Below are 23,819 nucleotides of genomic sequence, written 5' to 3'. Positions count from 1 at the left end.
GGCGCGGACACCCTGCTATCGTCGCCGCGGCCACGCAGCCGAAGCCGGCCGGGGAGGAAGCGTCCATGATGAACCTGTTCGATATCATGCAGTCGGCCCAGAACGGCCAGGCCATGCCGAACCTCGCCCAGCAATACGGCCTGAGCCTGCAGCAGACGCAGGCCGCGATCGACGCCCTGCTGCCGGCCTTCTCGATGGGGCTGCAGCGGCAGACGCAGGACCCTTACGCCTTCGGCTCGCTGGCGCAGATGATGACGGCCTCGCCCTATGCCCGCTTCTTCGAGGCCGGCGGCTACGGGATTCCGCCCGAGGCCAAGAGCGCCGGCAACGACGTGCTGGGCCAGCTCTTCGGCTCGCGCGAGGTCAGCCAGGCGATCGCGGCGCAGGCCGCCGCGACCAGCGGCGTCAGCCAGGCCATCCTCAAGCAGATGCTGCCGGTCATCGCCGCCATGCTGATGGGCGGCCTGACCAAGAGCGCCGGCAACCAGGGCTGGGGCGGCATCCTCGGCCAGTTCGCCGAGATGATGCGCGGCCGGATGCCGGGAATGCAGCCGATGCCGCAGCAGCCGCAGATGCCGGGAAACCCGTTCGAGGCGATCCTCAAGGGCATGTTCGGAGGAAGCGGCCAAGCCGGCGGCCAGCCGCAGGCCGCGCCTCAACCCGGCCCGCCGGACCCCTTCGGCGGCGCGCTCGGCCAGATTCTCGGCGGCATGTTCGGCGGCGCGGCAGCCGAGCCCGAGCCGGCTCCGGCTCCCCGCAACGCCCCACGGCGCGCGCCCGCGCCGGAACCGGAGCCCGAGGAGGCCCCGCCCTCGGGCGCGGCGCCGGGCGCCGGCTCGATCGGCCTCGACGCCCTCAACCAGATGTTCGAGCATGGCCGCCAGATCCAGGACGATCACCAGAACGCGCTGAAATCGATCCTCGACGCCATGCTCGGCGGCGGGCAGGGACGCCGCTGACGGTCAGCGCCCGCATGAAAAAGGGCGGAAGCACGAAGCCTCCGCCCGCAGTGACGCGGCGCCAACGGGTCAGGCGCAGCGTGCGACCGTGAGATCGGTCCCGGCCGCCGGGGCCGGCCCCGCGCCGGCATGGCGCAGCGCATGGTCGCGCCGCGCGGCGGCGATGCTCGCGGCAGAGCCCGCGCGCTGCGCCAGGACGGAAGAGGGATCGCCGAGCCAGGACGTGGCCAGCGCCCCGTCGACATCGGAGCGGACGAGGCCGATATCCTTCAGGCCGCGCTCGTCGAGCTCGGCCAGGCGCATCACCTCGCGGCGATGGATGAGCGCACGCGCGACCTGGCGGATTCCGGCGGTTCCGACGGCGGCGGCGCGCGTGGCGCCGGCCGAAACGGACGAGAGCGACTTCGCGGCAATGGTCATGAGCAGCATGACGGCCTCCTGGCACGGAACGGCGATAATCGGCGTCTCCACCCCGCCCGGACGCGCCATTGACGGGGGACATTCGGAGAACGCCTTTGACCCTAGCGGGGCTCTGGCCATCAGCCAAACGAATGGTTATGATGTCTTGCAACACTGATATTGATGGACAGCGAACGAGAAGCGCCCATGGCCCATGTGCTCGACGCCGATCAGCTCAAGACCTTCGTCGCCATCGCCGACACGGGCTCCTTCACCCGCGCCGCAGAGATCGTGTTCAAGACGCAATCGGCCGTATCGATGCAGATGAAGCGGCTGGAGGAGCGGATCGGGCGGCCCCTGTTCGGCCGCGACGGGCGCCATGCCAAGCTGACCGAGGACGGCGAGCGCCTGCTCGACTATGCCCGCCGGATCGTGCGGCTCAACCTCGAATGCGTCGCCGCCTTCGCCGATGCGGACCTGAAGGGGCGCATCCGGCTCGGCGTGCCCGACGACTATGCCGACCGCTACCTGCCGGAGATCCTGGCGCGCTTCGCCCATTCCAACCCGCGCGCCGAGGTCACGGTGGTCTGCGAGCCGACGCCGATGCTGGCGGAGCGGATCGCGACCGGCGATATCGACCTCGCCATCATCACCCATGTCGAGAGCCGCAGCCAGGGCGAGATCATCCGCATCGAGCCGCTGCTCTGGGTCACCTCGGCGCGCCAGAGCGCGCATGAGGAGGACCCGCTGCCGCTGGCGCTCGGCCGGCCGACCTGCAACTGGCGGCTGGCGGCGGTCGAGGCGCTCGAATCGAAGGGGCGCCGCTTCCGCGTGCTCTATGCGAGCTGGAATTCCACCGCCGTCGGCGCGGCCGTGCTCGCGGGGCTTGCGGTCTCGGTGCTGCCGGAGAGCGCGGTGAGACCGGGCATGCGCATCCTGGGACCCTCCGAGGGCTTCTCCACCCTGCCCTCCTGCAAGATCGGGCTCCTGCGCACCCGCTTCGACCCCTCGGTTCTGTCGAACGCGCTCGCCGAGCACATCATCCAGAGCCTCGACAACCTGGCGAGCTTCAAGACGGCGGCGGAATAGGGACAGACGAGATCAGGGGCCGTTGAGGAACGCGGCCGCGGCCATCAGGAACGAATTGACCCGCGTTCCATAGAAGGTGACCGAGGTGATGATCGTGATCGACACGATGCTCGCGACGAGCCCGTATTCGATCGCGGTCGCCCCGCGGTCGTCACGAACAAGCTCGGCAAAGCTGGCCCAGATCTGCTTCATGCCGCAAGACTAGCGGCAAGCTTCGTCCAACTCGTTAATTCCAACGGCGCAATCCGCGCAAAATCGCGTTTTTTACGCCCGCCGGGGCTTCAAAGCTCCATCTCGGTCATGACGGGCTCGACCCGGCCGTGCCAGGCATCGCGGTAGCGCTCTTCCAGGCGCAGGGCCAAATTGCGGCCGCTTTGCAGGATCTCCTGCAACGGCGCCAGGAAGTGCGTCTCGTCCTGCCCCGCCGCGTCGCGACACGCCCGGCGCGCGAGGCCCGCGCGCGACAATTCCACGACCTCGACCGCGATCTCGATGAGCTTGCGCCCGCCGATCCCGGCGGCGAGCCCTTGCCGCGGCACCGCATCGCGCAGCGCCTGGCGCTCGGCCGTGCTCCAGTCCTTGACGAGGTCCCAGGCCGCATCGAGCGAAGCTGTGTCGTAGAGCAGCCCGACCCAGAAGGCCGGCATCGCGGTCAGCATCCCGGCCGGGCCGGCATCGGCGCCGCGCATCTCCAGGAAGCGCTTGAGCCTGACCTCCGGGAACAGGGTCGAGAGGTGGTTCGCCCAGTCGGACATCGTCGCGCACTCGCCCGGCAGCTGCGGCAGCCGGCCGGCCAGGAGGTCGCGGAAGGAGGCGCCGGCGACGTCGTGATAGGTGTCGCCGCGCTTGACGAAATACATCGGCACGTCGAGCGCCCAGTCGACATAGGCCTCATAGGACATGCCCTCGTCGAAGGCGAAGGCCAGCATGCCGGAGCGGGCCTTGTCGGTGTCGCGCCAGATCTCGGAGCGCATCGACTGGAAGCCGTTGAGCTTGCCCTCCAGGAAGGGCGAGGAGGCGAAGAGCGCGGTGGAAAGCGGCTGCAGCGCCAGCGAGACCCTGAGCTTGCGGACCATGTCCGCCTCGCTGGCGAAATCGAGATTGACCTGCACGGTGCAGGTCCGGAACATCATGTCGAGGCCCCGCGTGCCGACCTTCGGCATGTAGTTCGCCATGATCCTGTAACGCCCCTTCGGCATCACCGGCGTCTCACGCAGCGTCCACAGCGGGGACGCCCCCAGCGCGGCGAAGCCGATGCCGTGGGGCGCCGCCACCGCCTTGACATCGGCGAGATGGGCCACAAGCTCGGCCTGCGTCTCATGCAGCGTCCTGAGCGGCGCGCCCGACAGTTCGAACTGCCCGCCGGGCTCCAGCGAGATCGCCCCGCCGCCATCGGGACCGGCGAGCCCGATGATGTGGCCGGCATCGAGGATCGGCTCCCAGTTAAGCCGCTTCCGCATGCCGTCCAGCAAGGCGCGGATGCCGCCGGCCCCCGCCCGCCCCTCATAGGGCACGGGCGCGAGATCGCCGCGGTAGAACGGGAACTTCTCGTGCTCGGTCCCGATCCGGAAGGACGAGGCCGGTTTCTCGCCGGCGGCGATCCAGGCGATCAGCTCGGCCTTGGAGCCGATCGGGGTCGAATCGGACACGTCGCGGGCCATGGGTACTCCGGCAATCGAGGCATGACGACCGGCCCCGGCGCCGAAGGCGCGGGCTCGAGGCTGGCTGAGGAAGCTAGAGACATAGGCGAGCGCCGGGCACTCGACAACGACCGGAGCGCAACGGCGACCGGCGCTGACGGCAGGCCGGTCAACCTCTCGGCCAGTCGCCGAGAACCGCCTGGACCAGAGCAAGCGCGGCCACCGCCGCGGTATCCGCCCTGAGGATGCGCGGGCCGAGCGAGACCGGCAGCGTGTTGGGCCGCGCCCTAATCAGCGCCCGCTCGGCCTCGTCGAAGCCGCCTTCGGGGCCGATCAGCACGGCAAGCGGGGCCGGTTCGCGCGCCGCCAGCGCCGCGACCGGGCTTTCCTGCCCCATCCCCTCGTCGCAGAAGACCAGGAGCCGCTCCGGCGAAAGCTCCGCCAGCGCGGCTTCGAGCGGGCGCTCCGGCGCGATCACCGGCAGGCTCAGGATGCCGCATTGCTCGGCCGCCTCGACGGCGTTGGCGCGCAGGCGCTCGCGGTTGAGCCGCGAGACCTGCGTGCGCCGGGTCAGCACCGGCTGGAGGGTGCCGGCCCCCATCTCGACCGCCTTCTGCGCCATGTAGTCGAGCCGCGCAGCTTTCAGCGGCGCGAACAGATAATGCAGGTCCGGCGCCGGCGGCTGCGGCTTCGTCTGCCGGACGGGTTCGAGGCTCGCCTGCTTGCGCCCTTCCGGCACGAGGCACGCCAGCCATTCGCCGTCGCGCCCGTTGAAGACGAGGACGGTGTCCCCGGCCCGCAGGCGCAGGACGTTGAGGAGGTAATTGGCCTGGTCGCGGTCGAGCGGGAGGATCGCGGCCGCAGACAGCGCAGGCTCGACGAAGAGCCGGTGGCGGGCGAAATCGGGGGCGGACATGGGCGCTGGCGGCTCCGGGAAACGACACGGGTGGTGGGCGGCGTCAAAAACGCCATAATCGCCTTGTAGCAGCTTGCGCTTCCCACAGGTCTATCGGTGGATGCGCAAGAGTCGTTGGCGTCGGCGGCGCCGGCTGTTAAGGACGCATTCGGGGATCGGCCGGGCGGGGCCGGCAATCGGGAGTAAGGACACCATGCGGCGTAGGATGGCTTCAGGCGCAATCGCGGTGATCGGCCTTGCCGTGGCACCGTTCCTGGCGGCTCATCCGGCGAGCGCGCAGGTCTCGGGCTGCGAGCAGATCCAGAAGCTGCTCACCGAGCGCCAGTCGATCGTGGCGCGGCTCTCCGCCTCCCAGAAGGCCAAGAAGAAGATGACGCCGCAGGAAGCCTGCAGCGCCTTCGGCCGCCTCGCCAACAACGGCGACGCCGCGATCAAGTTCGCCACCGCCAACCAGGACTGGTGCCAGATCCCGGCCTCCTTCATCGAGGGCATGCAGGCCGACAACAAGAAGGTGGTGGGCTTCCGCGCCCAGGCGTGCAACGCCGTGAAGCAGCAGGCCCAGATGGAGCGCCGCGCCCGGCAGCAGGCACAGGGCGCCAACCCGTTCGGCGGCGCCGATTCCATCACCGGCGGCGCCGGCGGCGGAATGCGCATTCCGCGGGGCGCTCTCTGAGCGGGCGCAGCGAGGCGATGTCGGGCCCCAATTCGGCGCAGGCGACGCCGGGCCGCGACGCCCCGCTTCCCGATGCGATCACGGGGCATTGGGTCGATCGCCGGGCGCCGCGCGCCATCCGGCCGTTCCTGAAGCTCGCGCGCATCGAACGACCGATCGGCTGGTGGCTCCTGCTGCTGCCATGCTGGTGGGCGGCGGGGCTTGCCGCCATCGCCGCCGGCCAGCCTTACCCCGATCCCTGGCACTGCCTCATCTTTCTCGTCGGCGCGGTCCTGATGCGCGGGGCGGGCTGCACCTTCAACGACATCGTCGACCGCAAGCTCGACGCCGAGGTCGCGCGCACGCGCGGCCGCCCGCTCCCCTCCGGGCAGGTGACGGCGAAGGCCGCCGCGCTGTTCATGGTCGCGCAGGCGCTCGGTGGCCTCGTCGTGCTCATGCAGTTCAACCGCTTCACCATCCTGCTGGGCATCGCCTCGCTTGCGATCGTCGCGGTCTATCCGTTCATGAAGCGGGTGACGGACATGCCCCAGTTCGTGCTGGGGCTGGCCTTCTCCTGGGGCGGGCTGATGGGCTGGAGCGCCGTCTTCGGCCGGCTCGACCCGCCGGCCTTCCTGATCTACGCCGCGGCCATCGCCTGGACCGTCGGCTACGACACGATCTACGCGATGCAGGACCTCGAGGACGACGTCATCGCCGGCATCCGCTCGAGCGCGCGTTATTTCGGCGGCCATACCCGCGAAGCGGTGGCGCTGTGCTTTGCGCTCGCCGCCGGGCTTTCCGGCGCGGCGATCTGGCAGGTCGGCGGCGGCCTCGCCGCCTGGCTCGGCTTTGCCGCCTTCGCGCTCCATCTCGCCCGGCAGGTGACGCGGATCAATGGCGCGAGCGCGGCGCAGGCGCTCAGTCTGTTCCGTTCAAACCGGGATGCCGGGCTCATGCTGGCGGCCGGGCTCGCGCTCGATGCGATGAGCCGGAACTGGCTTTTGGGCTAATCCGTCATCCTGTCGCCGCCGACGATCACCGGCAGCTCGGCGAGGCGCCCGGTCTTGCGGCGGGTGAGGAAGCGCGGCCGGCGGCCCCGGAGCAGGCCATGGCGGCGGCGGATGCGAACCGCGCCCAGCGCCAGCCGCCCGAGCTGCGGATAAGGCTCGCTCACCACGCCCTCGGCGGTCTCGAGCAGGAGAGTCAGCCCGCTGGTGCGGCCGAAATCCCGCCAGAGCGCGACCGCGTCGTCCGCGCCGGCCGAGGCCACCACCACCGAGCGGCCGTCGCCCGCCGTGAGCGCCAGCTCGAAGCGCTCGTCGTCGCCGGCCGGATGGGCCATGCGCAGCGCGACCCCGCGCCAGGCGGCGGCGCCACGCAGGATCCGCACGGAGCCGACGCGCTCGATCGCCGGGGCGACCGGCCGGGGCGGCATCGGGTTGCGGGAAACGATCGCTGTTTGTGTCGGACCGCCGGGAAGGAGCGGTGCAAGACCGCCCTCCCCGGCGGCCGGCGTGACGCTGGCCATCGGTAATAACGCCTCTCTGATCCCTGCCGCAGCGGAGCCCTCTGTCGATGCCGGGGCTCTCGTGCTTGCCTTGCGAGGATGGCGGCCGGCCCGTGTCCGAGCGCTTAAGGGGTTGGGTTAAAGGAAGATGATTTTGCCGCGATTCCACCCGGAACCAGCGGTTTTCCGCCGGATGCTTGACGGAATCTTTCGAGGCCCGGCCGCATTTTCGGCTTGAAACAGCGCCTTTCGCGGCCGATAGGGAGAGCATGAATCCTACCACGCTACCGATCGCGGCCGAACTCATGAGGGCCGCCGGTGAAAGCTGCCTGGAAGCCGGTGCGATCGCGCTCGAGCTGTTCCGGCCCGGCGCGGCGACCGCGGCGCGGACCTGGTCGAAGAGCGGCGGATCGCCGGTGACCGAGGCCGATATCGGGGTCGACACCTTCCTGCGGATCCGGCTTTCGGAATTGCTGCCGGACGCCGCCTGGCTCTCCGAGGAGACGGTCGACGACGCCCAGCGGCTGTCGCGCCGCTTCGTCTGGGTCGTCGACCCGATCGACGGCACGCGCGCCTTCATGCAGGGCTCGCCGGACTGGGCGGTCTGCGTCGCGCTGCTCGACCAGGGCTCGCCCGTACTCGGCATCGTCCATGCCCCGGCCTGCGGGGCGACCTATCGCGCGCTTCTCGGCGGCGGCGCGACCTTGAACGGCGCGGCGATCCGCACCTCCGCCGCGCAAAGCCTGACCGGCGCGCGCATCGCCGGCCCCAGGCCGATGCTCGAGGCGCTGGCGCAGTTCGAGAGCTTCCAGGCCGTCGGCCGGATCCCCTCGCTCGCGCTCAGGCTGACGCGCATCGCGGAGGGCACGATCGATGCCGGGCTGATCTCGCCCGATGCCCGCGACTGGGATCTGGCGGCGGCCGATCTCGTGCTGAGCGAGGCCGGCGGGCGGCTCACCGACGGCGAGGGCCGGCCCGTCGCCTATAATCGCGACGTGCCCGTCCACGGCCTGCTCGCGGCGAGCACCGAGAGCCTCGCCTTGCCGTTGCAGGCGGCGGTCGAACGTTTGCGCGACGGACGGACGCAGCCCGCCTGACGGTTTTTTTCGACGTGCCCGGCATGGCCCGCTCGCAGGGAACGCCGGGATGACTTATGGGGCGCCACGTAAGCCCTTGCAGGAGGATTCGATGAGCGCGGAACCGGACCAGAAACAGCTCCTCCATCTCGTCCTTGGCGGCGAGCTCGCCTCGCTCGAAGGCATCACCTTCAAGGATCTGTCGAAGCTCGACATCGTCGGCGTCTTCCCCAACTACGCCAGCGCCCATGCAGCCTGGAAGGCCAAGGCACAGCAGACGGTCGACCAGGCGCAGACACGCTATTTCATCGTCCATCTCCACCGGCTGCTCGACCCCGAGACCGGCAAGGGCTGAGCGTAGAGGCCGATGGGCTTTTCGATCCTCAAGACGCGCATGGCGCAGGAAACGCTCGGCCGGCTGCTCGCCGGCTATCTGCGCCTCGTCCGGCGCACGAACCGGATCGCCTTCGAGCCCGCCGACATCTACGATCATGTCCGGCCGGAGCTGCCGCTGATCTTCGCGATGTGGCACGGCCAGCACATCATGATCCCCTTCGCCCGGCCGGAGTGGATGCCGGCCTGCTCGCTGGTCTCGCGCCATGGCGATGGCGGCTTCAACGCGGTGGCGCTGCGCGAGCTCGGCATCGGCGCGATCCGCGGCTCGGGCGCGCTCGGCAGGAAGATCCGCGAGAAGGGCGGCGCCAGCGCCTTCCTCGCCATGATGCGCCGGCTCGCGGCCGGCGACACCATGGTGCTCACCGCCGACGTGCCCAAGCGCGCCCGCATCGTCGGGCCCGGCATCATCGCGCTGGCGCGAGCGTCCGGCCGGCCGATCCGGGCGGTCGCGGTCGTGACCAGCCGCCGCATCGATTTCAAGAGCTGGGACCGCGCCTCGATCGGCCTGCCCTTCGGGCGCTGCGCCATCGTCGTAGGCGAGCCGATCCTGGTCGCGCGCGACGCCGACGAGGCGACGCAGGAAGCGGCGCGGCTCGAGCTGCAGGCAAGCCTCGACGACGTTCATGCCCGCGGCTACGCGCTCGTCGGCAGCCGCGACCCGGGCGCCGGTCTGCGCGAGCAACCGGCATGAGCGGCAAGGGCGCGATCCTGCACGGCTATCGCTACGCCACGGCCCTGCTCGAGCCTGCGGCGGCGGGGCTTCTCATCTGGCGCCGGCGGCGCGGCAAGGAGGATCCCGCCCGGCTCGCCGAGCGGCGCGGCCAGGCGAGCGTCAAGCGACCGAACAAGCCCCTGGTCTGGCTGCACGGCGCCAGCGTCGGCGAGACGGTGACGCTGCTGCCGCTGATCGCCAAGTTGCAGAAGCGGGGTTTCGCGGTGCTGGTGACGTCCGGCACCGTCACCTCGGCCAGGCTGATGGCCGCGCGCCTGCCGGGCGGCGCGATCCACCAGTACATCCCGCTCGACGTGCCGCGCTACATGCGCCGCTTCATGGATCACTGGCGCCCGAGCTTATGCCTGATCTGCGAATCCGAGATCTGGCCGAACCTCCTGGTCGAGGCGCAGCGGCGCGACATCCCCGTGGTGATGGTCAACGGCCGGATGTCGGAGCGCTCCTTCGCGCGCTGGTACAGGATGCCCAGGACCTCGTGCTTCCTGCTCTCCTGCTTCGAAGCCTGCCTCGCCCAGTCGCAGGGCGATGCCGAGCGGCTCGCCCAGCTCGGCGCGCCGCGCGTCAGCGTCGCCGGCAATCTGAAATTCGACGTGCCGGCCCCGCCCGCCGATTCCGACACGCTCGCCATCCTCGACGGCCAGACGACCGGTCGCCCGGTCTGGATCGCCGCCAGCACCCATCCGGGCGAGGACGAGCTCGTGCTCGCCGCCCATCTCGCCATCAAGCCCTATCTGCCGAAGCTGCTCACCATCATCGCGCCGCGCCACCCGCAGCGCGGCCCGGACATCGAGGCGCTGGTCGAGGCGAACGAGGTTGCCGTCTCACGCAGGGCCGCCGGCGAGAGCCCGGAGCGGACCGTCGATCTCTACATCGCCGATACCGTCAACGAGCTCGGGCTGTTCTACCGGCTCTCCCAGGTCGCCTTCCTCGGCGGCTCGCTGGTCGAGGGCATCGGCGGACACAATCCGATCGAGCCGGCCAAGCTCGGCTGCGCGCTGCTGCACGGACCGCATGTCCACAACGCCGCCGAGATCTTCGCCGCCTTCGATCGTGACGGCGGCGCGCGCGAGGTCACCGACGCGCAGGCGCTGGCAGGCGCCGTGCTGCGCTGGCTCAACGACCCGGCCGGCGCCCGGCAGGCGGCGCGGGCCGCCGCGCAGACCGCGGCCGGGCTCGGCGGCGCGCTCGGCCGCACCCTCGACGCCATCGAGCCGCTCCTGATGCGGGTCGCGCTCGGCCAGCGCGAGAGCGTCTCCTGATGCGGCTCAGCGCGCCACGCTTCTGGTGGCGGGATAAGCCCGGCCTGCTCGCCCGGCTCTTGCAGCCGCTCGGCTTCGTCTACGGGCGGATCACCGCGCGGCGGATGCGGCAGCCGGGCATCGAGGCGGGGCTGCCGGTGATCTGCATCGGCAATTTCGTCGCCGGCGGCGCCGGCAAGACGCCGACAGCGATCGCCGTCGTCCGCCTCCTGGCGGAGCGGGGCGAAAAGCCCTTCGTGCTGATGCGCGGCTATGGCGGCAGGCTTTCCGGGCCGGTCGAGGTCGACCCCGACCGGCATCGCGCCGCCGATGTCGGCGACGAGCCTCTGCTGATGGCCCGCCATGCCCGCACCGTCATCGCCCGCGACCGGGCGGCCGGCGCGCGGCTGGCGCGGGGCCTGGGCGCGAGCCTCGTCGTCATGGATGACGGGTTGCAGAATCCGGCGCTCACCCGGCATCTGAAGCTTGCGGTGGTGGACGGGGCGAGCGGCGCCGGCAATGGCCTATGCCTGCCGGCCGGCCCCTTGCGCGCCCCGCTCGCCATGCAGATGGACGAAGCCGACGCCGTCATCGTGATCGGCCGGGGCGAGGCCGGGGAGCGAGTCGCGGCGCTCGCGCGCACGCAGGGCAAGCCGGTCGTCGCGGCGAGGCTGGAGCCCGCGGAAGCCGCCGCACGCCGGCTCGCCGGGGCGAAGGTCGTGGCGTTGTCGGGGATCGGGCGGCCGGAAAAATTCGCCGCGACGCTCAGGGAAACGGGCGCGAGCCTCGTTGCCGAGCAGGTCCATGGCGACCACCACGCCTATGGCTTAGCGGATATCGCCGCCGTGCTCGCGACAGCACGGGGGCACGGCGCGCTCATCGCGACGACGGAGAAGGACTGGACCAAGCTCGCGCCGCTCTGGCCGGAGGAGGCGCTGGGCTCGCTCGTCGTGGTTCCGGTCACGCTGGCTTTCGCGGAACCGGCCGCGATTGCGGACCTGCTCGCCACCGTCACGCCCGGCCGGCGCGCTTGAGCCTGAGCAGGGCGGCTTCCGAGGTGGCGTAGGCCTCCTGCCATTCGATCGACCAGTAGCGCAGATCGTCGAGACGGATCGGCGCGCCCGTCACGGCGCAGCGCACGAAAGCGCCCGGCTTGACGACGCGGAAATCGCCGGGGCCGTAATCGATGACCGCTTCGGGGCCGTGCGGCGGAAGGCGCTCGCTGATATTCATCGAAATCGCATCAAATCATTGATCGGGAAACGGAAAGCCGGGATACTCGGCCGCCTGTGATAATCCTCTGGTCGGCGATGTCCAGTCTCCAGCGCCTCGCGGCGTGCCTGATGACCCTTGCGCTGCTCGCAGCCCAACCCGCCCACGCCGGCGGCTATGAGCGCGTCGCGATTCCGGCCGACCATGGAACGCTCATGGGCGTCCTCTACCGGCCGCCCGGCGAGGGTCCGTTCCCGGCCGTGGTCGCCCTGCATGGTTGCGGCGGCCTGTGGCGCGAGCAAGGCAAGCTCTCGCTCAGGCATGCCGACTGGGGCGAGCGGCTCGCCGCCGCGGGCTTTGTCGTGCTGATGCCGGACAGCTACGGCTCGCGCGGGCTCGGCTCGCAATGCGGCGTGAAGGACCTGACGGTCAGGGCCGGACGCGAGCGCGTCGCCGATGCCATGGCCGCGCGGATCTGGCTGCAGCAGCGTGGCGACGTCAGGCCCGATGCCATCGCGCTGCTGGGCTGGTCGGGCGGGGGCCTGACCGTGCTGACGGCGATCCGCAGGGACCGGGCGCCCGCCGATGGCGGGCCGGATTTCAGGCGCGCCGCCGCCTTCTATCCGAACTGCCGGACCCAGTCGGAATCGCCGAGCTTCTCCGCCCGCATCCCGCTGATGATCCTGATCGGCGACGCCGACGACTGGACCCCGGCCGCGCCCTGCAGCCATCTCGCCAAGGCCGCGCAGGCGCGCGGCGAGCCGGTCGATCTCGTGCTCTATCCCGGCGCCCTGCATGATTTCGACCATCCGCGGCTGGAGGTGAGGGAGCGCGAGAACATCCCCTCCTCCCCCAGCGCCACCGGCAAGGTCACGGTCGGCACCAACATGGCCGCGCGCGAGGACGCGCTGAAGCGGGTGAAAGCGTTCCTCGCCGCGCCCTGAGCTTCAGAACAGGTCGCCCTGTCCGCCCGGCGCCGGCCCCTTGCGGGCCGGCCGGGCCGCCGGCGGCCTCGCTTCCCCGCCCGTGACGGTGACGCCGAAGCTGCCATCCGCCAGCCGGACCGTGAGCGCCCGGCCCGGCAAGGCGGCCTCGACGCTGCGCACCAGCCCGCCGGCGTCGTCGCGGATCAGGGCATAGCCGCGCGCGAGCACGGCTTCCGGCCCGAGCGAGCCGATCAGCGCCCAGAGCGAGCCGAGCCGGTCGGCGCGCCGGTGCAGCCCCTGGCCGAAGGCGCGCCCGGCCCGTTCCGCCAGGGCGGCGCCGCGCTCGCGGCGCTGGGCGAGGCTCTGGCCGAAGGCGTTCTGCGCCCGCGCTTCCAGCATCGCTAGCCTGTCGCGGCCATGGGCGATGCGGGTGCGCTCGCGGGCGATGGCATTGCCCCGCGCGGCGGCCAGCACGCGCCCGAAACCGGCAAGCTCAGCGCGCAGCCTCGCGAGCGCGACGCGCGGCGAGCGCGCCTCCAGCCGGCGCGACAGGGCCTGCAGGGCCTGTTCATGCTCGCGCGCATTGCGGGCGAGCGCCGGCGCGAGCCTGGTCGCTGCGAGGTCGAGCCGCTGGCGCGGCCCGGAGAGGACGGCCTCGGGCCCCGGCAGCGCGCGGGCGAGCGCCCTCAGATCGCCGCGGCGGCGATCCGACAGGCGCAGCATCGCCCCGGCATGGCGGCGCGCGAGATCGGCAATGAGGCCCATCAGCTCGGCCCGGACCGGCACGACCTTCTCGGCAGCGCCGGTCGGCGTAGGCGCCCGCAGATCGGCGGCGTGGTCGATCAGCGTCCAGTCGGTCTCGTGGCCGACGGCCGAGACCAACGGGATATCGGAGGCGGCGGCGGCGCGGACCACGACCTCCTCGTTGAAGCTCATCAGATCCTCAAGCGAGCCGCCGCCGCGCGCGACGATGACGACGTCCGGCCGCGGGATACGCCCGCCCTGCGGCAGCGCGTTGAAGCCGGCGATGGCGTTCGCGACCTCGGCGGCGCTGGTCTCGCCCTGCACCCTGACGGGCCAGACCAGGACATGGCGGGGAAAACGGTCCTCCAGCCGGTGCAGGATGTCGCGGATGACGGCGCCGGTCGGCGAGGTGACGACGCCGATGACGGTCGGCAGATAGGGGATGAGCTGCTTGCGCTCCTCGGCGAACAGCCCTTCCGCCGCAAGCCGCCGGCGCCGCTCCTCCAGCAGGGCCATCAGCGCGCCGGCGCCTGCCAGTTCCAGCGAATCGATGACGATCTGATAGCTCGACTTGCCAGCGAAGGTGGTGACCTTGCCGGTGGCGACGACCTCCAGCCCCTCCTGCGGGCGCATCTTCAGCCGGGCGAAGACGCCCTTCCAGATCACCGCGTCGATCTTGGCGTTCATGTCCTTGAGCGAGAAATAGACATGGCCGGAGGCGACCGGGCCGCGATAGCCGGAAATCTCGCCGCGCACGCGCACGAAGCCGAAAGAATCCTCGATGGTGCGCTTCAGCGCCCCGGACAGGTCCGAGACGCTCCATTCGGGCGCATTGCCGGTCGTCTCATGCGATTCGCGATCCATGGCCGGACCATAGCGGGACGGAAGAGACAGCAGAAGCGTTGCCCGCGCCCCCGGGTGCCGCTATTTCCGCCCCTGACGGAGCGGAGACGGCACCATGAAGATTCTTCTGATCGGCTCGGGCGGACGGGAGCATGCGCTCGCCTGGGCGATCTCGGCCTCGCCGCTCTGCGACACGCTCTTCATCGCGCCGGGCAATCCCGGCACGGCGCGATGCGGCGAGAACGTCGTGGTCGATGTCGCCGACCACGCAGGCGTCGTCGCCTTCTGCCGCCTGCAGGGCATCGACCTCGTCGTGGTCGGGCCGGAAGGGCCGCTGGTCGCCGGCATCGCCGACGATCTCAACGCGGCCGGAATCAAGGTCTTCGGCCCGTCGAAGGCGGCGGCCCAGCTCGAGGGCTCGAAGGGCTTCACCAAGGAGCTCTGCGCCGAATTCAATATCCCGACCGCCGGCTTCGGCCGCTTCGGCGACGCCGCTGCGGCAAAGGCTTACGTCGCGGCCAAGGGCGCGCCGATCGTGATCAAGGCCGACGGGCTCGCCGCCGGCAAGGGCGTGATCATGGCGCAGACGCCGGAGGAGGCTAATGCGGCGATCGAGATGATGTTCGCAGGCGGGCTGGGCTCGGCCGGCGCCGCGGTCGTGATCGAGGAATGGATGGTCGGCGAGGAGGCGAGCTTCTTCGCGCTCTGCGACGGGACGCACGCGCTCCCGCTCGCCTCGGCGCAGGACCACAAGCGCGTCGGCGACGGCGACACCGGCCCCAATACCGGCGGCATGGGCGCCTATTCGCCCGCGCCCGTGATGACGCCGGCGATGACGGAGCGCGTCATGGCCGAGATCATCCGCCCGACGCTCGCCGGCATGGTGAAGCGCGGCACGCCGTTCCAGGGCGTGCTCTTCGCCGGGCTGATGATCACGGCGCAGGGGCCGAAGCTGATCGAATACAACACCCGCTTCGGCGACCCGGAATGCGAGGTGCTGATGCCGCGCCTCAAAAGCGACATCGTGCCGGCCCTGCTGGCCGCCTGCGACGGCGTGCTCGACACGGTCGATCTGCGCTGGCGCGACGAGGCGGCGCTGACCGTCGTGCTCGCGGCGAAGGGCTATCCCGGCAGGCCGGAGACCGGCAGCGTCATCCGCGGCGTCGAGAAGGCGGAAGCCCTGGACGAGACCATCGTCTTCCATGCCGGCACCAAGCTCGTGAATGGCGATCTCGTCGCCAATGGCGGGCGCGTGCTGAATGTCGTCGGGCTCGGCAAGACGGTCGGCGAAGCGCAGGCGCGCGCCTACCGGGCCATCGACCGGATCGACTGGCCGGAAGGCTTCTGCCGCCGCGACATCGGCTGGCAGGCGGTGAAGCGCGAACAGGGCTGACAGGACGCCACGGCCGGAGCTATGCTTCGAGGCATGGCGAACATCGACCGTCTCTTCCCCGGCTTCAAGGCACATTGGATCGACGGGCCGGTCGGCAAGATCTTCGCGCGCGTCGGCGGCGAAGGCCCGCCGCTGGTGCTGCTCCACGGCTTTCCGCAGACCCATGCCGAATGGCACCGGATGGCGCCGGAGCTGGCGAAGACGCACACCGTCGTCTGCCCGGACCTGCGCGGCTATGGCTGGTCGGCCGCGCCGCATGGCGACGGCGGCATCGCGACCTACAGCAAGCGCGGCATGGGCGAGGACATCGTCGCGGTGATGCAGGCGCTCGGCCATCTGCGCTTTTGCATGATCGGCCATGATCGCGGGGCGCGGGTGGCCTATCGCCTCGCGCTCGACCATCCGGGCCGCGTCGAGCGGCTCGTCCTGCTCGACATCCTGCCGACCGTCTCGATGTGGGAGGGCATGGATGCGGCCCGCGCCATGCAGGTCTATCACTGGACCTTCCTGGCCCAGCCCGAGCCGACGCCCGAGAACCTGCTCAAGGCCGATCCGGTCGGCTGGCTCGACCACACCATCGCAAGCTGGAGCCGGGCGAAGAAGCTCGACCTGTTCGATCCGCTGGCGCTGCGCTCCTACGCCGAATCCTTCAGCGACCCGTCGCGGACCCATGCCGCTTGCGAGGACTATCGCGCCGGTGCCACCACCGATGTCGCGCATGACAAGGCCGATCTCGCCGCCGGCACCCGCATCCTCTGCCCGACGCTGGTGCTCTGGGGCGAAGCCGGCATCCCGGCGAAGGGCGCAAGCCCGCTCGCGATCTGGCGGCAGACCTTCGCGCCACAGGCTGAGGGACGGGCGATCGACAGCGGGCATTTCCTGCCCGAGGAGAACCCGCAGGATACGCTTGCCGCGCTGAAGCCGTTCCTGGCGCAGGCCACGGACTGACGACCGCGATGTCGCCGACGCCCGAGATCGCGCTCGTGCTCGGGGCCGGCGGGGCGCGCGGCCTCGGCCATATCGCGGTGCTGGAGGCCTTCGACGAGCTCGGCCTCAGGCCGGCGCGGATCTCCGGCTCGTCGATCGGGGCGATCATCGGCGCGGCCTTCGCCGCCGGGCTCTCCGGCCGCGAGCTGCGCGCGCATGCGCTCTCGACCTTCCGCGACCGGGCGCGGGTGATCGCGCGGCTCATCGACTGCCGCGTCGGCAAGCTCGCCGATCTGATGCGCGGGCTCGGCAACCCCGTCCTCATCGACGGCGAACGGCTGCTCGATCTGTTCTGGCCGCAAGCCGTACCCGACCGCTTCGAGGAGCTCGCGATCCCGTTCACGGCGGTCGCGGCCGACTACCACCGCCATGCCCGCGTCGCGCTGAGCGAGGGGCCGCTGACGCCGGCGGTCGCCGCCTCGCTCGCCATTCCCGGGCTGGTGCGGCCGGTCGCGCTCGGCGGGCGCGTGCTGATCGACGGTGGCGCCATCGACCCCCTGCCCTATGCGGAACTGGCGGCGCCCGGCCGCATCGTCGTCGCGGTCGACGTCAGCGCGCCGGGGGCCGAGGCGGGCGAGACGCGCATTCCCGGCGCAATGGAGGCGCTCGTCGGCGCCTCGCAGATCCTCACCCGCACGCTGGTCCAGCGCATGATCGAGCGCGGGCCGCCCGACATCCTGATCCGGGCCGGCATGGACCGCGTCGGCGGGCTCGACTTCTTCAAGGCGAAGGCGATCCTGGCGGCGGCCGAGCCGGTCAAGGACGAGGTCAAGCGCGCCCTGGCGCACGCGCTCGGAGGCTAGCGCCGCTCGCGGAAGAATGCCCGCAGCAGCGCGGCGGCCTCGCTCTCGCGCAGGCCGCCATAGACCTCGGGCGCGTGGTGGCAGGTCGGGCTGTCATAGAGCCTGACGCCGTTCTCGACGGCGCCGCCCTTCGGATCGACCGCACCGAAATAAAGCCGCCTGATCCGGGCAAACGAGATCGCCGCCGCGCACATCGGGCAGGGCTCGAGCGTGACATAGAGATCGCAGCCGGCCAGCCGCTCGCTGCCGAGAGCCGCCGAGGCCGATCTCAGCGCCAGCATCTCGGCATGGGCGGTCGGGTCCTTCAGCTCCAGCGTGCGGTTGCCGGCGCGGGCGAGGATCGCGCCCTCGCGCACCACCACCGCGCCGACCGGCACCTCGCCGCGCGCGGCGGCCGCCCTCGCCTCGTCGAAGGCCGCCGCCATGGCGTCGACGGTGGAAACCCGTTGCGGCTCAGACATCGAAAACCCCGGCTTTGACGCTCGCGGCGCGGGACAGCCTCTGCTACAAGCGCCGGTCATAGCGAATAAGCGAGCCAGGCCCTTCCCGCAAAGCGGTTGTGCTCGGCCGGCTCAGGAGCAGCCATGAAAGACAACGACAGCAGAGGCCGCGGACCCCGCAAGGGCGGCGGCAGCGGCAGCCGTGGCGGCGGCAAGGGCCCCGCAGGCAAGAGCTTCGGCAGCCGACCCGGCGGCGAAGGCCGCGGCCCCGCAGGCGATGGCGAGCGCAGGCCGTTCCGCGGCCATGCCGATGGCAACGAACGCCCGGCCCGCCGCTTCGAGCGCCCGGCAGGCGACGAGCGCCCGGCCCCGAGCCCGCGCCGCTTCGACGGCGACAGGCCGGCGCGCTTCAAGGCCGAGGGCGAAGGCCGCGGCTTTCGGCCGCGCACCGGCGAGGAGCGCCAGCGCCGGCCGGAGCGCGACGCCGCACCCGAGCGCAAGCTGATCGCAGCCGCGGAGCCGGAGCGCATCGCCAAGGTGATGGCGCGCGCCGGCGTCGCCTCGCGCCGCGACAGCGAGGCGATGATCGCGGAAGGCCGCGTCAGCGTGAACGGCACGGTGCTGGCGAGCCCGGCCTTCGACGTGAAGCCGACCGACACCGTGCTGGTCGACGGCGAGCCGCTGCCGGCGCGCGAGCGCACGCGGCTGTGGCTCCATCACAAGCCGCGCGGCGTGGTGACGACCAATTTCGATCCCGAAGGCCGGCCGACCGTCTTCGACGCGCTGCCGGAGGATCTGCCGCGCGTGCTGACGATCGGCCGGCTCGACATCAACACCGAGGGCCTCTTGCTGCTCACCAACGATGGCGGGCTCGCGCGGGTGCTGGAGCTGCCCGAGACCGGCTGGCTCCGGCGCTACCGCGTGCGCGCCTTCGGCGAGGTGACGCAGGACGTGCTCGACACGGTGAAGGACGGCGTCACCGTCGACGGCATCCAGTACGGGCCGGTGATCGCCCGCTTCGAGCGCCGGCAGGGCTCCAACACCTGGCTCACCGTCGATCTGCGCGAGGGCAAGAACCGCGAGGTCAAGACCGTGCTCGAGCATCTCGGGCTGACGGTGAACCGGCTGATCCGCGTCTCCTTCGGCCCGTTCCAGCTCGGCGACCTCGCCGAGGGCGAGGCCGAGGAGATCCGCTCGCGCGTGCTGCAGGACCAGCTCGGCGTCGAGCTTGCCGCCAAGGCCGGCGCCGATTTCGAATCGCCGCGACGCGACGCCCTGCCCGCCGCGCCGCGCGCCGCCCCTGCCGCCGAGGATCGCCCGCGCCGCCGGCCCGTCGCGAAGGACGGCCCGGACGAGACGGCGCGCCCCTCGCGCGGCGATAGGCCCTGGACGCGCACCGTCTGGCGCGACGCCGAGGCCGAGCCGCAGCGCGCCCGCAAGGCGCCACCGCGCCGCGGAGCCGATCCGAAGCTGGAGCGGCAGGAGCGCGAGGCTTCAGGCACGCTCCAGCGCCGGCGCGACACGCCGATCGCCGACCCCAAGGGCCGACGCGTGCTGGTCGAGCGCATCAGCGCGCCCACGACCGACGAGCCCGCCGCGCCGGCGCGCGACGGCAGGCGCCGGCCCGACCGCAAGCCGCGCCCCGAACGGGGCGAGGAGGCACGCGCGCCGCGTTCCTTCGCCCGGCCCGGCGACGGCGAAAGGCCGATGCGGCGCTCGCGCGCTGGCGAGGCCGGCGGGCGCGAGCGCGTGGATGAGCGGCCCCGGCAGGAGCGCGCTCCGCGCGAGGAGCGCCCGGCGGAAGACCGGCCACGCGGCCGCGGTTTCGGCGACAAGCCGGGCGGCAAGAGTTTCGGGGGCAAGAGCTTCGGAGGCAAGGGCTTCGGGGGCAAGGGCTCCGCGGCCAAGAGCCTCGGTTCCCGCTCCTCGGAGCGGCCGGGCGGCGGCGGGCGCCCCTTCGGCGGCAAGCCGGGCGGCGGGCGGCCGAGCGGCCGGGGCCCGCGCCCCGGCGGCGGCGCGCCGCGCGGCGGCAAGCGCGGCTAGGCGATGCGCATCGTCGGCGGGCGTCTCGGCGGCCGGCCCCTGGCCGGTCCCAAACCGGGGATCGGCGGCATCCGGCCGACCTCGGACCGCCTGCGCGAATCCCTGTTCAACGTGCTCGCCCATGCCTATGGCGGCGCGGTCGAGGGCGCGCGCGTGCTCGACCTCTTCGCCGGCACCGGCGCGCTCGGCTTCGAGGCGCTCTCGCGCGGGGCCGCCTTCGCGCTCATGGTCGATGACGGCACCGAGGCCCGCGGCCTGATCCGCGAGAACCAGATGGCGCTCGGGCTCGCGGGATTCAGCCGCATCTTCCGCCGCGACGCGACCAAGCTCGGCGCGATCACAGGCATGGCTCCTTTTAGCCTCGTCTTCTGCGACCCGCCCTATCGCAAGGGGCTGGGCGAGAAGGCGCTCGCTTCCGCCCGCGCTGGCGGCTGGCTCGCGCCGGAGGCGCTGATCGTGCTGGAAGAGGCGGCGGATGCCGAAATCGACCCGCCGGAGGGCTTTGCTGAGTTGGAACGGCGGGCCTATGGCGAGACGCAGGTGATGATCTTGCGGGCCGGATAAGCCTTAAGCAGTGTGGACATTTGACGGATCGCTCCCGGTCGACACCACCGCTGTCAATCCGGGGCGCGCCATAGGCGCGAACCTAAGAACCCACGATTGCGTGAGACATCCGATGCGCGGTTGTCAGGGCTCACCCGGTCGTGGGTTCCGGGTTCTTCGCTCCGCGAAGCCCCGGAATGACAATCCTATGGCAAATATCCACACCGCCTAAGCCTGCCGAGAGCTTATCTTCGGCCCGTTTCCGCGCTCCGATATTGACGGCGTGGCGAACGTGGTCAGTATCCCTCGCTATAAGCGCCATGAGATCACGGGGTGGTATACAAGGGCGAATCCCGAATTTGGCAATCTGTCACCCAGAGCTTACTTGCGAGAGAAGATCTGGACCGAACACGTGGAAGTCGGCCATCGGGCTCTCAGGCTTTTCGAGGTGTTGAAATGACCCCATCAAAGCTGAAATCGCTGACATCAGAAGAGCTGAAACGCCTCTTCGAGCAGCTTTGCATCCAGCAATACGACGCTATCGAGCGCAACGAGAACGCCAGCTACAACAGGCGCTACAAGAAGATTTTAGCGATCCAGAACGAGCTCAAAGCCCGTCCCGGAGACCAGAGGCGAATTCTGATGAGCTTGTTTGGGCACCCCAACATGCAGGTCCGCCTCACGGCCGCCCATACCAATCTCGCCGTCGACTACATCGCTGCCCGCCGCGAGCTTCAGGCCATCATCGACGAGCAGTGGTTTCCACAATCCGGCGATGCCGGCATGACGCTCTGGAACATCGATCGCGGCTTCTACCGGCCGACCTGACCCCTCACCATCTCCCTAACGGCATGCGCTAGAGCATCGGACCGAAAAGTGGAATCCACTTTTCGGAAAAATCCGATGCCCCGACAATGAGATAGATCATCGTTATCGCGTCCGATAGGACGCGCGATGATCTAGCCGGCGCTTCAGCTCTTGACGACGCTGAACCTGCCATTGGGCGATGTCGGCCGGTTGATCTGGATCCTCTCCCCCTGCGCTATGACGCCTATGTCATGCTCGCCGTCCGGCAACACCACCGTCGCCCTGTCGTTGACGAAGACGATGACCCGCCTGCCGGTCGGGTCCCCGGCGACGGCCCAATGCCTGATCTGGCTGTAATACGGCTCCGCCCGCCAGGCGCGCGGCGCGCCCGGATCGACCTGTATCTTCAGGAAATTGGTTTCCGGGTCGATCGCCATGACGAGCTTCGAGCGCTCCGGCTTCCACTCCGGGCCGAGAATATCCGTGATGATCCAAAGGCAGTTGAACGTCCTGCACGTGTTCGGGCGCGCCTCGTAATTGCCGCACCCCTTGCCCGGCACGCAGAATTTGCACCACGACCCCATTCTCTTGTCGAGCTCGGGGATGTGATAGACTTTGCAGCACAGCGTGCATGTGCCGCAGGTTCTCGGTTGTGCCAGGGTCATGATCGTCTCACCTGCGCCCGAACAGCCTTTCGATATCGCTGAGCTTCAGCTCGACATAGGTCGGGCGGCCGTGGTTGCACTGGCCGGAATTGGGCGTGACCTCCATCTCGCGCAGGAGCGCGTCCATCTCCTCGGGGCGCAGGCGGCGGCCGGCGCGCACCGAGTTGTGGCAGGCCATCGTCGCCAGCACATGGTCGAGCCGGCGCTCCAGCGAGCCCGCCGTGCCGTGCTCGGCCAGCGCATCGGCGACGTCGCGGACGAGGCGCTGGAGATTGCCGCCGGCGAGCGCGCTCGGCGCCTCGCGCACCAGAACCGCGCCGGGGCCGAAGGCTTCCAGCACGAGGCCGAGGCTTGCAAGCTCGGCACCCGCCGCGATCAGCCGGGCGGCGTCGACGGAATCGAGCTCGACCACCTCGGGCAGCAGCAAGGGCTGGCGGGCGATGCCGTTGCGGGCCCGCTCGGCCTTGAGGCGCTCATAGACCAGCCGCTCATGGGCGGCGTGCTGGTCGACGATGACGACGCCCTCGCGGGTCTGGGCGACGATATAGGTCTCGTGGAGCTGGGCGCGCGCGGCGCCGAGCGGCCGGTCGAGCGCATCGGACGAGGGCTCGGCGAGATGCGCGCGGGTGTCCGTGGAAGGGGCGCCGACATCGGCGAAGCCGGCCTGCGGCGCGGCGGTCGGCGCGCTCCAGGCCGGCGCCTGCGGGAAGGAAGGACGCGGGATCGCGTTGCCGCCGCCGCCCATCGCGAGCACGGCGCGGAAGGCATCGAGCGTGCGGGCGCCGCCCGTGGTGGTGGCGCGGTGGCCGGCGGCGGCGAGCGAAGCCTTCAGGGCCGAGACGACGAGACCGCGCACCAGCGCCGGATCGCGGAAGCGCACCTCGCTCTTGGCCGGGTGGACGTTGACGTCGACCGCGCGCGGATCGCAGCCGACATCGAGGAAGAGGACCGGGTAGCGGTCGGAGGGGACGACATCGGCATAGGCGCCGCGCACCGCCGACAGAAGCAATTTGTCGCGCACCGGGCGGCCGTTGACGGCGAGATGGATGCCGGCCGCGGTGCCGCGATGGAAGGTCGGCAGTCCGGCGAAGCCCAGGAGGCGGATGCCCTCGCGCTCGGCCTCGATCTTCAGCGCGTTCTCGGGGAAGTCGCGCCCGAGCGCCCGGCCCAGCCGACGCAGGAGCCCCTCCTCGCCGATCGGCTCGGCCGGCCAGTCGAAGGCGCCGGCATGCTCGCCCGCGAGCGAGAAGCGGATCTGCGGGTGGGCGATGGCGAGGCGGCGCAGCATCTCGGTGACGGCCTGGGCCTCGGCCCGGTCGCTCTTGAGGAATTTCAGGCGCGCCGGGGTGAAGACGAAGAGATCGCTGACCTCGATGCGGGTGCCGGGCGCGGCCGCGACCGGGCGGACGGCGCCCCTCTCGCCGGCCTCGACGACGAGGCCCACGCCCTGCGGCGCGTCGTGCCGGCGTGTCGCGATCGAGAGCCTGGCGACCGAGCCGATCGAGGGCAAGGCCTCGCCGCGGAAGCCGAGCGAGCGGATGGCGAAGAGGTCGCCGTCCGGCAGCTTCGAGGTGGCGTGGCGCTCGACGGCGAGCGCGAGGTCGTCCGGCGTCATGCCGTCACCGTCGTCGACGACGCGGATCAGCCCGCGCCCGCCGCCCGCGATGGTGACGGCAACGCTACGCGCCCCGGCGTCGATCGCGTTCTCGACCAGCTCCTTGACGGCGGCGGCCGGCCGCTCGATCACCTCGCCGGCGGCGATGCGGTCGACCAGGACGGGGTCGAGGCGGCGGACGGTCATCCCGAGG

Annotated in this window: 26 protein-coding genes; 16 read left to right on the top strand and 10 right to left on the bottom strand. The window is 71.1% G+C overall.

What is annotated here, in order from left to right:
* Window positions 1-68 precede the first annotated feature (68 nt).
* Window positions 69-959, top strand: a complete 891-nt coding sequence (locus tag M9917_RS15095) for a DUF937 domain-containing protein (RefSeq protein ID WP_297254992.1) — start codon at window positions 69-71, stop codon at window positions 957-959.
* A gap of 69 nt (window positions 960-1,028) precedes the next feature.
* On the opposite strand, the gene M9917_RS15090 is transcribed toward M9917_RS15095, so the two are convergent.
* Entirely contained in the window at window positions 1,029-1,388 is a 360-nt protein-coding gene (locus tag M9917_RS15090; protein WP_297254990.1) for a DUF1127 domain-containing protein, read from the bottom strand.
* Between the two features lie 177 nt (window positions 1,389-1,565).
* On the opposite strand from M9917_RS15090, the gene M9917_RS15085 reads away from it, so the two are divergent.
* Window positions 1,566-2,447: a LysR substrate-binding domain-containing protein gene (locus M9917_RS15085; protein ID WP_297254988.1), complete on the top strand. Its 882-nt coding sequence runs from the start codon at window positions 1,566-1,568 to the stop codon at window positions 2,445-2,447.
* A 12-nt stretch (window positions 2,448-2,459) separates the two neighbouring features.
* On the opposite strand, the gene M9917_RS15080 is transcribed toward M9917_RS15085, so the two are convergent.
* The 3 genes from M9917_RS15080 to M9917_RS15070 form a co-directional block, all read right to left on the bottom strand.
* Window positions 2,460-2,639: a Flp family type IVb pilin gene (locus M9917_RS15080; protein ID WP_297254986.1), complete on the bottom strand. Its 180-nt coding sequence runs from the start codon at window positions 2,637-2,639 to the stop codon at window positions 2,460-2,462.
* A gap of 89 nt (window positions 2,640-2,728) precedes the next feature.
* A complete protein-coding gene (locus tag M9917_RS15075; RefSeq protein WP_297254984.1) occupies window positions 2,729-4,108 on the bottom strand; it encodes a glutamate--cysteine ligase in 1,380 nt (459 codons plus the stop codon).
* Between the two features lie 148 nt (window positions 4,109-4,256).
* A complete protein-coding gene (locus M9917_RS15070; protein ID WP_297254982.1) occupies window positions 4,257-5,003 on the bottom strand; it encodes a 16S rRNA (uracil(1498)-N(3))-methyltransferase in 747 nt (248 codons plus the stop codon).
* 205 nt (window positions 5,004-5,208) lie between these two features.
* Between M9917_RS15070 and M9917_RS15065 the strand changes: the two genes are divergently transcribed.
* Entirely contained in the window at window positions 5,209-5,676 is a 468-nt protein-coding gene (locus M9917_RS15065) for a hypothetical protein (RefSeq protein ID WP_297254980.1), read from the top strand.
* Window positions 5,677-5,693: 17 nt separating this feature from the next.
* Window positions 5,694-6,665, top strand: a complete 972-nt coding sequence (gene ubiA, locus M9917_RS15060) for a 4-hydroxybenzoate octaprenyltransferase (protein ID WP_297254978.1) — start codon at window positions 5,694-5,696, stop codon at window positions 6,663-6,665.
* Here ubiA and M9917_RS15055 read toward each other — a convergent pair.
* Window positions 6,662-7,183 (bottom strand): DUF6101 family protein, encoded by a 522-nt coding sequence (locus M9917_RS15055; protein ID WP_297254976.1) that lies wholly within the window; start codon window positions 7,181-7,183, stop codon window positions 6,662-6,664. The two genes, ubiA and M9917_RS15055, sit on opposite strands and share 4 nt — an antisense overlap.
* A 248-nt stretch (window positions 7,184-7,431) precedes the next feature.
* Between M9917_RS15055 and M9917_RS15050 the strand changes: the two genes are divergently transcribed.
* The 5 genes from M9917_RS15050 to lpxK all read left to right on the top strand — a co-directional run bounded on the left by M9917_RS15050 (window position 7,432) and on the right by lpxK (window position 11,639).
* Window positions 7,432-8,259 (top strand): 3'(2'),5'-bisphosphate nucleotidase CysQ, encoded by an 828-nt coding sequence (locus M9917_RS15050; protein ID WP_297254974.1) that lies wholly within the window; start codon window positions 7,432-7,434, stop codon window positions 8,257-8,259.
* A 91-nt stretch (window positions 8,260-8,350) separates the two neighbouring features.
* Window positions 8,351-8,593: a DUF4170 domain-containing protein gene (locus M9917_RS15045; protein ID WP_297254972.1), complete on the top strand. Its 243-nt coding sequence runs from the start codon at window positions 8,351-8,353 to the stop codon at window positions 8,591-8,593.
* A 12-nt stretch (window positions 8,594-8,605) separates the two neighbouring features.
* Window positions 8,606-9,325: a lysophospholipid acyltransferase family protein gene (locus M9917_RS15040; RefSeq protein ID WP_297254970.1), complete on the top strand. Its 720-nt coding sequence runs from the start codon at window positions 8,606-8,608 to the stop codon at window positions 9,323-9,325.
* Window positions 9,322-10,626 (top strand): 3-deoxy-D-manno-octulosonic acid transferase, encoded by a 1,305-nt coding sequence (locus M9917_RS15035; RefSeq protein ID WP_297254968.1) that lies wholly within the window; start codon window positions 9,322-9,324, stop codon window positions 10,624-10,626. The genes M9917_RS15040 and M9917_RS15035 overlap by 4 nt, the downstream gene beginning before the upstream one ends.
* Window positions 10,626-11,639 (top strand): tetraacyldisaccharide 4'-kinase, encoded by a 1,014-nt coding sequence (gene lpxK, locus M9917_RS15030; protein WP_297254966.1) that lies wholly within the window; start codon window positions 10,626-10,628, stop codon window positions 11,637-11,639. The genes M9917_RS15035 and lpxK overlap by 1 nt, the downstream gene beginning before the upstream one ends.
* On the opposite strand, the gene M9917_RS15025 is transcribed toward lpxK, so the two are convergent.
* A complete protein-coding gene (locus M9917_RS15025; protein ID WP_297254964.1) occupies window positions 11,617-11,838 on the bottom strand; it encodes a DUF2093 domain-containing protein in 222 nt (73 codons plus the stop codon). The genes lpxK and M9917_RS15025 overlap by 23 nt on opposite strands.
* A gap of 110 nt (window positions 11,839-11,948) precedes the next feature.
* On the opposite strand from M9917_RS15025, the gene M9917_RS15020 reads away from it, so the two are divergent.
* Window positions 11,949-12,761 (top strand): dienelactone hydrolase family protein, encoded by an 813-nt coding sequence (locus M9917_RS15020; protein WP_297254962.1) that lies wholly within the window; start codon window positions 11,949-11,951, stop codon window positions 12,759-12,761.
* A 3-nt stretch (window positions 12,762-12,764) separates the two neighbouring features.
* Here M9917_RS15020 and xseA read toward each other — a convergent pair whose 3' ends face one another.
* Window positions 12,765-14,351 carry an exodeoxyribonuclease VII large subunit gene (xseA, locus tag M9917_RS15015; protein WP_297254960.1) on the bottom strand — a complete coding sequence of 529 codons (1,587 nt, stop codon included), beginning with the start codon at window positions 14,349-14,351 and terminating at the stop codon, window positions 12,765-12,767.
* A gap of 94 nt (window positions 14,352-14,445) precedes the next feature.
* Here xseA and purD point away from each other — a divergent pair, with 94 nt between their 5' ends.
* Genes purD through M9917_RS15000 form a run of 3 tightly spaced genes read left to right on the top strand, consistent with a single transcriptional unit; the run spans window position 14,446 to window position 17,513 of the window.
* Window positions 14,446-15,723 carry a phosphoribosylamine--glycine ligase gene (purD, locus tag M9917_RS15010; RefSeq protein WP_297254958.1) on the top strand — a complete coding sequence of 426 codons (1,278 nt, stop codon included), beginning with the start codon at window positions 14,446-14,448 and terminating at the stop codon, window positions 15,721-15,723.
* A 33-nt stretch (window positions 15,724-15,756) separates the two neighbouring features.
* Window positions 15,757-16,671, top strand: coding sequence for an alpha/beta fold hydrolase (locus tag M9917_RS15005; RefSeq protein ID WP_297254956.1), 915 nt, complete (start codon window positions 15,757-15,759; stop codon window positions 16,669-16,671).
* Between the two features lie 8 nt (window positions 16,672-16,679).
* Window positions 16,680-17,513 (top strand): patatin-like phospholipase family protein, encoded by an 834-nt coding sequence (locus M9917_RS15000; protein WP_297254954.1) that lies wholly within the window; start codon window positions 16,680-16,682, stop codon window positions 17,511-17,513.
* Here M9917_RS15000 and M9917_RS14995 read toward each other — a convergent pair.
* Window positions 17,510-17,974, bottom strand: a complete 465-nt coding sequence (locus M9917_RS14995; RefSeq protein ID WP_297254952.1) for a nucleoside deaminase — start codon at window positions 17,972-17,974, stop codon at window positions 17,510-17,512. The two genes, M9917_RS15000 and M9917_RS14995, sit on opposite strands and share 4 nt — an antisense overlap.
* Window positions 17,975-18,097: 123 nt before the next feature.
* On the opposite strand from M9917_RS14995, the gene M9917_RS14990 reads away from it, so the two are divergent.
* From M9917_RS14990 to M9917_RS14980, 3 genes are all read left to right on the top strand, one after another.
* Window positions 18,098-19,996: a pseudouridine synthase gene (locus M9917_RS14990; RefSeq protein ID WP_297254950.1), complete on the top strand. Its 1,899-nt coding sequence runs from the start codon at window positions 18,098-18,100 to the stop codon at window positions 19,994-19,996.
* Window positions 19,997-19,999: 3 nt separating this feature from the next.
* Complete coding sequence (gene rsmD, locus M9917_RS14985; RefSeq protein WP_297254948.1) at window positions 20,000-20,560, top strand: 16S rRNA (guanine(966)-N(2))-methyltransferase RsmD; 561 nt, start codon at window positions 20,000-20,002, stop codon at window positions 20,558-20,560.
* A gap of 435 nt (window positions 20,561-20,995) precedes the next feature.
* Window positions 20,996-21,367 (top strand): DUF2019 domain-containing protein, encoded by a 372-nt coding sequence (locus M9917_RS14980; RefSeq protein ID WP_297254946.1) that lies wholly within the window; start codon window positions 20,996-20,998, stop codon window positions 21,365-21,367.
* Window positions 21,368-21,510: 143 nt separating this feature from the next.
* On the opposite strand, the gene M9917_RS14975 is transcribed toward M9917_RS14980, so the two are convergent.
* Both M9917_RS14975 and mutL read right to left on the bottom strand, forming a co-directional pair.
* Window positions 21,511-22,011 (bottom strand): hypothetical protein, encoded by a 501-nt coding sequence (locus M9917_RS14975; RefSeq protein WP_297254944.1) that lies wholly within the window; start codon window positions 22,009-22,011, stop codon window positions 21,511-21,513.
* Between the two features lie 7 nt (window positions 22,012-22,018).
* A complete protein-coding gene (mutL, locus tag M9917_RS14970; protein WP_297254942.1) occupies window positions 22,019-23,812 on the bottom strand; it encodes a DNA mismatch repair endonuclease MutL in 1,794 nt (597 codons plus the stop codon).
* Window positions 23,813-23,819: the final 7 nt, after the last annotated feature.

The organism is Bosea sp. (in: a-proteobacteria) (assembly GCF_023953965.1).
Lineage (GTDB): Bacteria > Pseudomonadota > Alphaproteobacteria > Rhizobiales > Beijerinckiaceae > Allobosea.
Note: the sequence above shows the minus strand (reverse complement) of the source record. Positions and strands in the feature narration are given on the sequence as shown.

What these genes read in the sequence shown, in the direction of transcription:
- M9917_RS15095 (WP_297254992.1), top strand. Translation starts at nt 69, where the DNA reads ATGAACCTGTTCGATATCATGCAGTCGGCCCAGAACGGCCAGGCCATG.
- M9917_RS15090 (WP_297254990.1), bottom strand. Translation starts at nt 1,388, where the DNA reads ATGCTGCTCATGACCATTGCCGCGAAGTCGCTCTCGTCCGTTTCGGCC.
- M9917_RS15085 (WP_297254988.1), top strand. Translation starts at nt 1,566, where the DNA reads ATGGCCCATGTGCTCGACGCCGATCAGCTCAAGACCTTCGTCGCCATC.
- M9917_RS15080 (WP_297254986.1), bottom strand. Translation starts at nt 2,639, where the DNA reads ATGAAGCAGATCTGGGCCAGCTTTGCCGAGCTTGTTCGTGACGACCGC.
- M9917_RS15075 (WP_297254984.1), bottom strand. Translation starts at nt 4,108, where the DNA reads ATGGCCCGCGACGTGTCCGATTCGACCCCGATCGGCTCCAAGGCCGAG.
- M9917_RS15070 (WP_297254982.1), bottom strand. Translation starts at nt 5,003, where the DNA reads ATGTCCGCCCCCGATTTCGCCCGCCACCGGCTCTTCGTCGAGCCTGCG.
- M9917_RS15065 (WP_297254980.1), top strand. Translation starts at nt 5,209, where the DNA reads ATGGCTTCAGGCGCAATCGCGGTGATCGGCCTTGCCGTGGCACCGTTC.
- ubiA (WP_297254978.1), top strand. Translation starts at nt 5,694, where the DNA reads ATGTCGGGCCCCAATTCGGCGCAGGCGACGCCGGGCCGCGACGCCCCG.
- M9917_RS15055 (WP_297254976.1), bottom strand. Translation starts at nt 7,183, where the DNA reads ATGGCCAGCGTCACGCCGGCCGCCGGGGAGGGCGGTCTTGCACCGCTC.
- M9917_RS15050 (WP_297254974.1), top strand. Translation starts at nt 7,432, where the DNA reads ATGAATCCTACCACGCTACCGATCGCGGCCGAACTCATGAGGGCCGCC.
- M9917_RS15045 (WP_297254972.1), top strand. Translation starts at nt 8,351, where the DNA reads ATGAGCGCGGAACCGGACCAGAAACAGCTCCTCCATCTCGTCCTTGGC.
- M9917_RS15040 (WP_297254970.1), top strand. Translation starts at nt 8,606, where the DNA reads ATGGGCTTTTCGATCCTCAAGACGCGCATGGCGCAGGAAACGCTCGGC.
- M9917_RS15035 (WP_297254968.1), top strand. Translation starts at nt 9,322, where the DNA reads ATGAGCGGCAAGGGCGCGATCCTGCACGGCTATCGCTACGCCACGGCC.
- lpxK (WP_297254966.1), top strand. Translation starts at nt 10,626, where the DNA reads ATGCGGCTCAGCGCGCCACGCTTCTGGTGGCGGGATAAGCCCGGCCTG.
- M9917_RS15025 (WP_297254964.1), bottom strand. Translation starts at nt 11,838, where the DNA reads ATGAATATCAGCGAGCGCCTTCCGCCGCACGGCCCCGAAGCGGTCATC.
- M9917_RS15020 (WP_297254962.1), top strand. Translation starts at nt 11,949, where the DNA reads ATGACCCTTGCGCTGCTCGCAGCCCAACCCGCCCACGCCGGCGGCTAT.
- xseA (WP_297254960.1), bottom strand. Translation starts at nt 14,351, where the DNA reads ATGGATCGCGAATCGCATGAGACGACCGGCAATGCGCCCGAATGGAGC.
- purD (WP_297254958.1), top strand. Translation starts at nt 14,446, where the DNA reads ATGAAGATTCTTCTGATCGGCTCGGGCGGACGGGAGCATGCGCTCGCC.
- M9917_RS15005 (WP_297254956.1), top strand. Translation starts at nt 15,757, where the DNA reads ATGGCGAACATCGACCGTCTCTTCCCCGGCTTCAAGGCACATTGGATC.
- M9917_RS15000 (WP_297254954.1), top strand. Translation starts at nt 16,680, where the DNA reads ATGTCGCCGACGCCCGAGATCGCGCTCGTGCTCGGGGCCGGCGGGGCG.
- M9917_RS14995 (WP_297254952.1), bottom strand. Translation starts at nt 17,974, where the DNA reads ATGTCTGAGCCGCAACGGGTTTCCACCGTCGACGCCATGGCGGCGGCC.
- M9917_RS14990 (WP_297254950.1), top strand. Translation starts at nt 18,098, where the DNA reads ATGAAAGACAACGACAGCAGAGGCCGCGGACCCCGCAAGGGCGGCGGC.
- rsmD (WP_297254948.1), top strand. Translation starts at nt 20,000, where the DNA reads ATGCGCATCGTCGGCGGGCGTCTCGGCGGCCGGCCCCTGGCCGGTCCC.
- M9917_RS14980 (WP_297254946.1), top strand. Translation starts at nt 20,996, where the DNA reads ATGACCCCATCAAAGCTGAAATCGCTGACATCAGAAGAGCTGAAACGC.
- M9917_RS14975 (WP_297254944.1), bottom strand. Translation starts at nt 22,011, where the DNA reads ATGACCCTGGCACAACCGAGAACCTGCGGCACATGCACGCTGTGCTGC.
- mutL (WP_297254942.1), bottom strand. Translation starts at nt 23,812, where the DNA reads ATGACCGTCCGCCGCCTCGACCCCGTCCTGGTCGACCGCATCGCCGCC.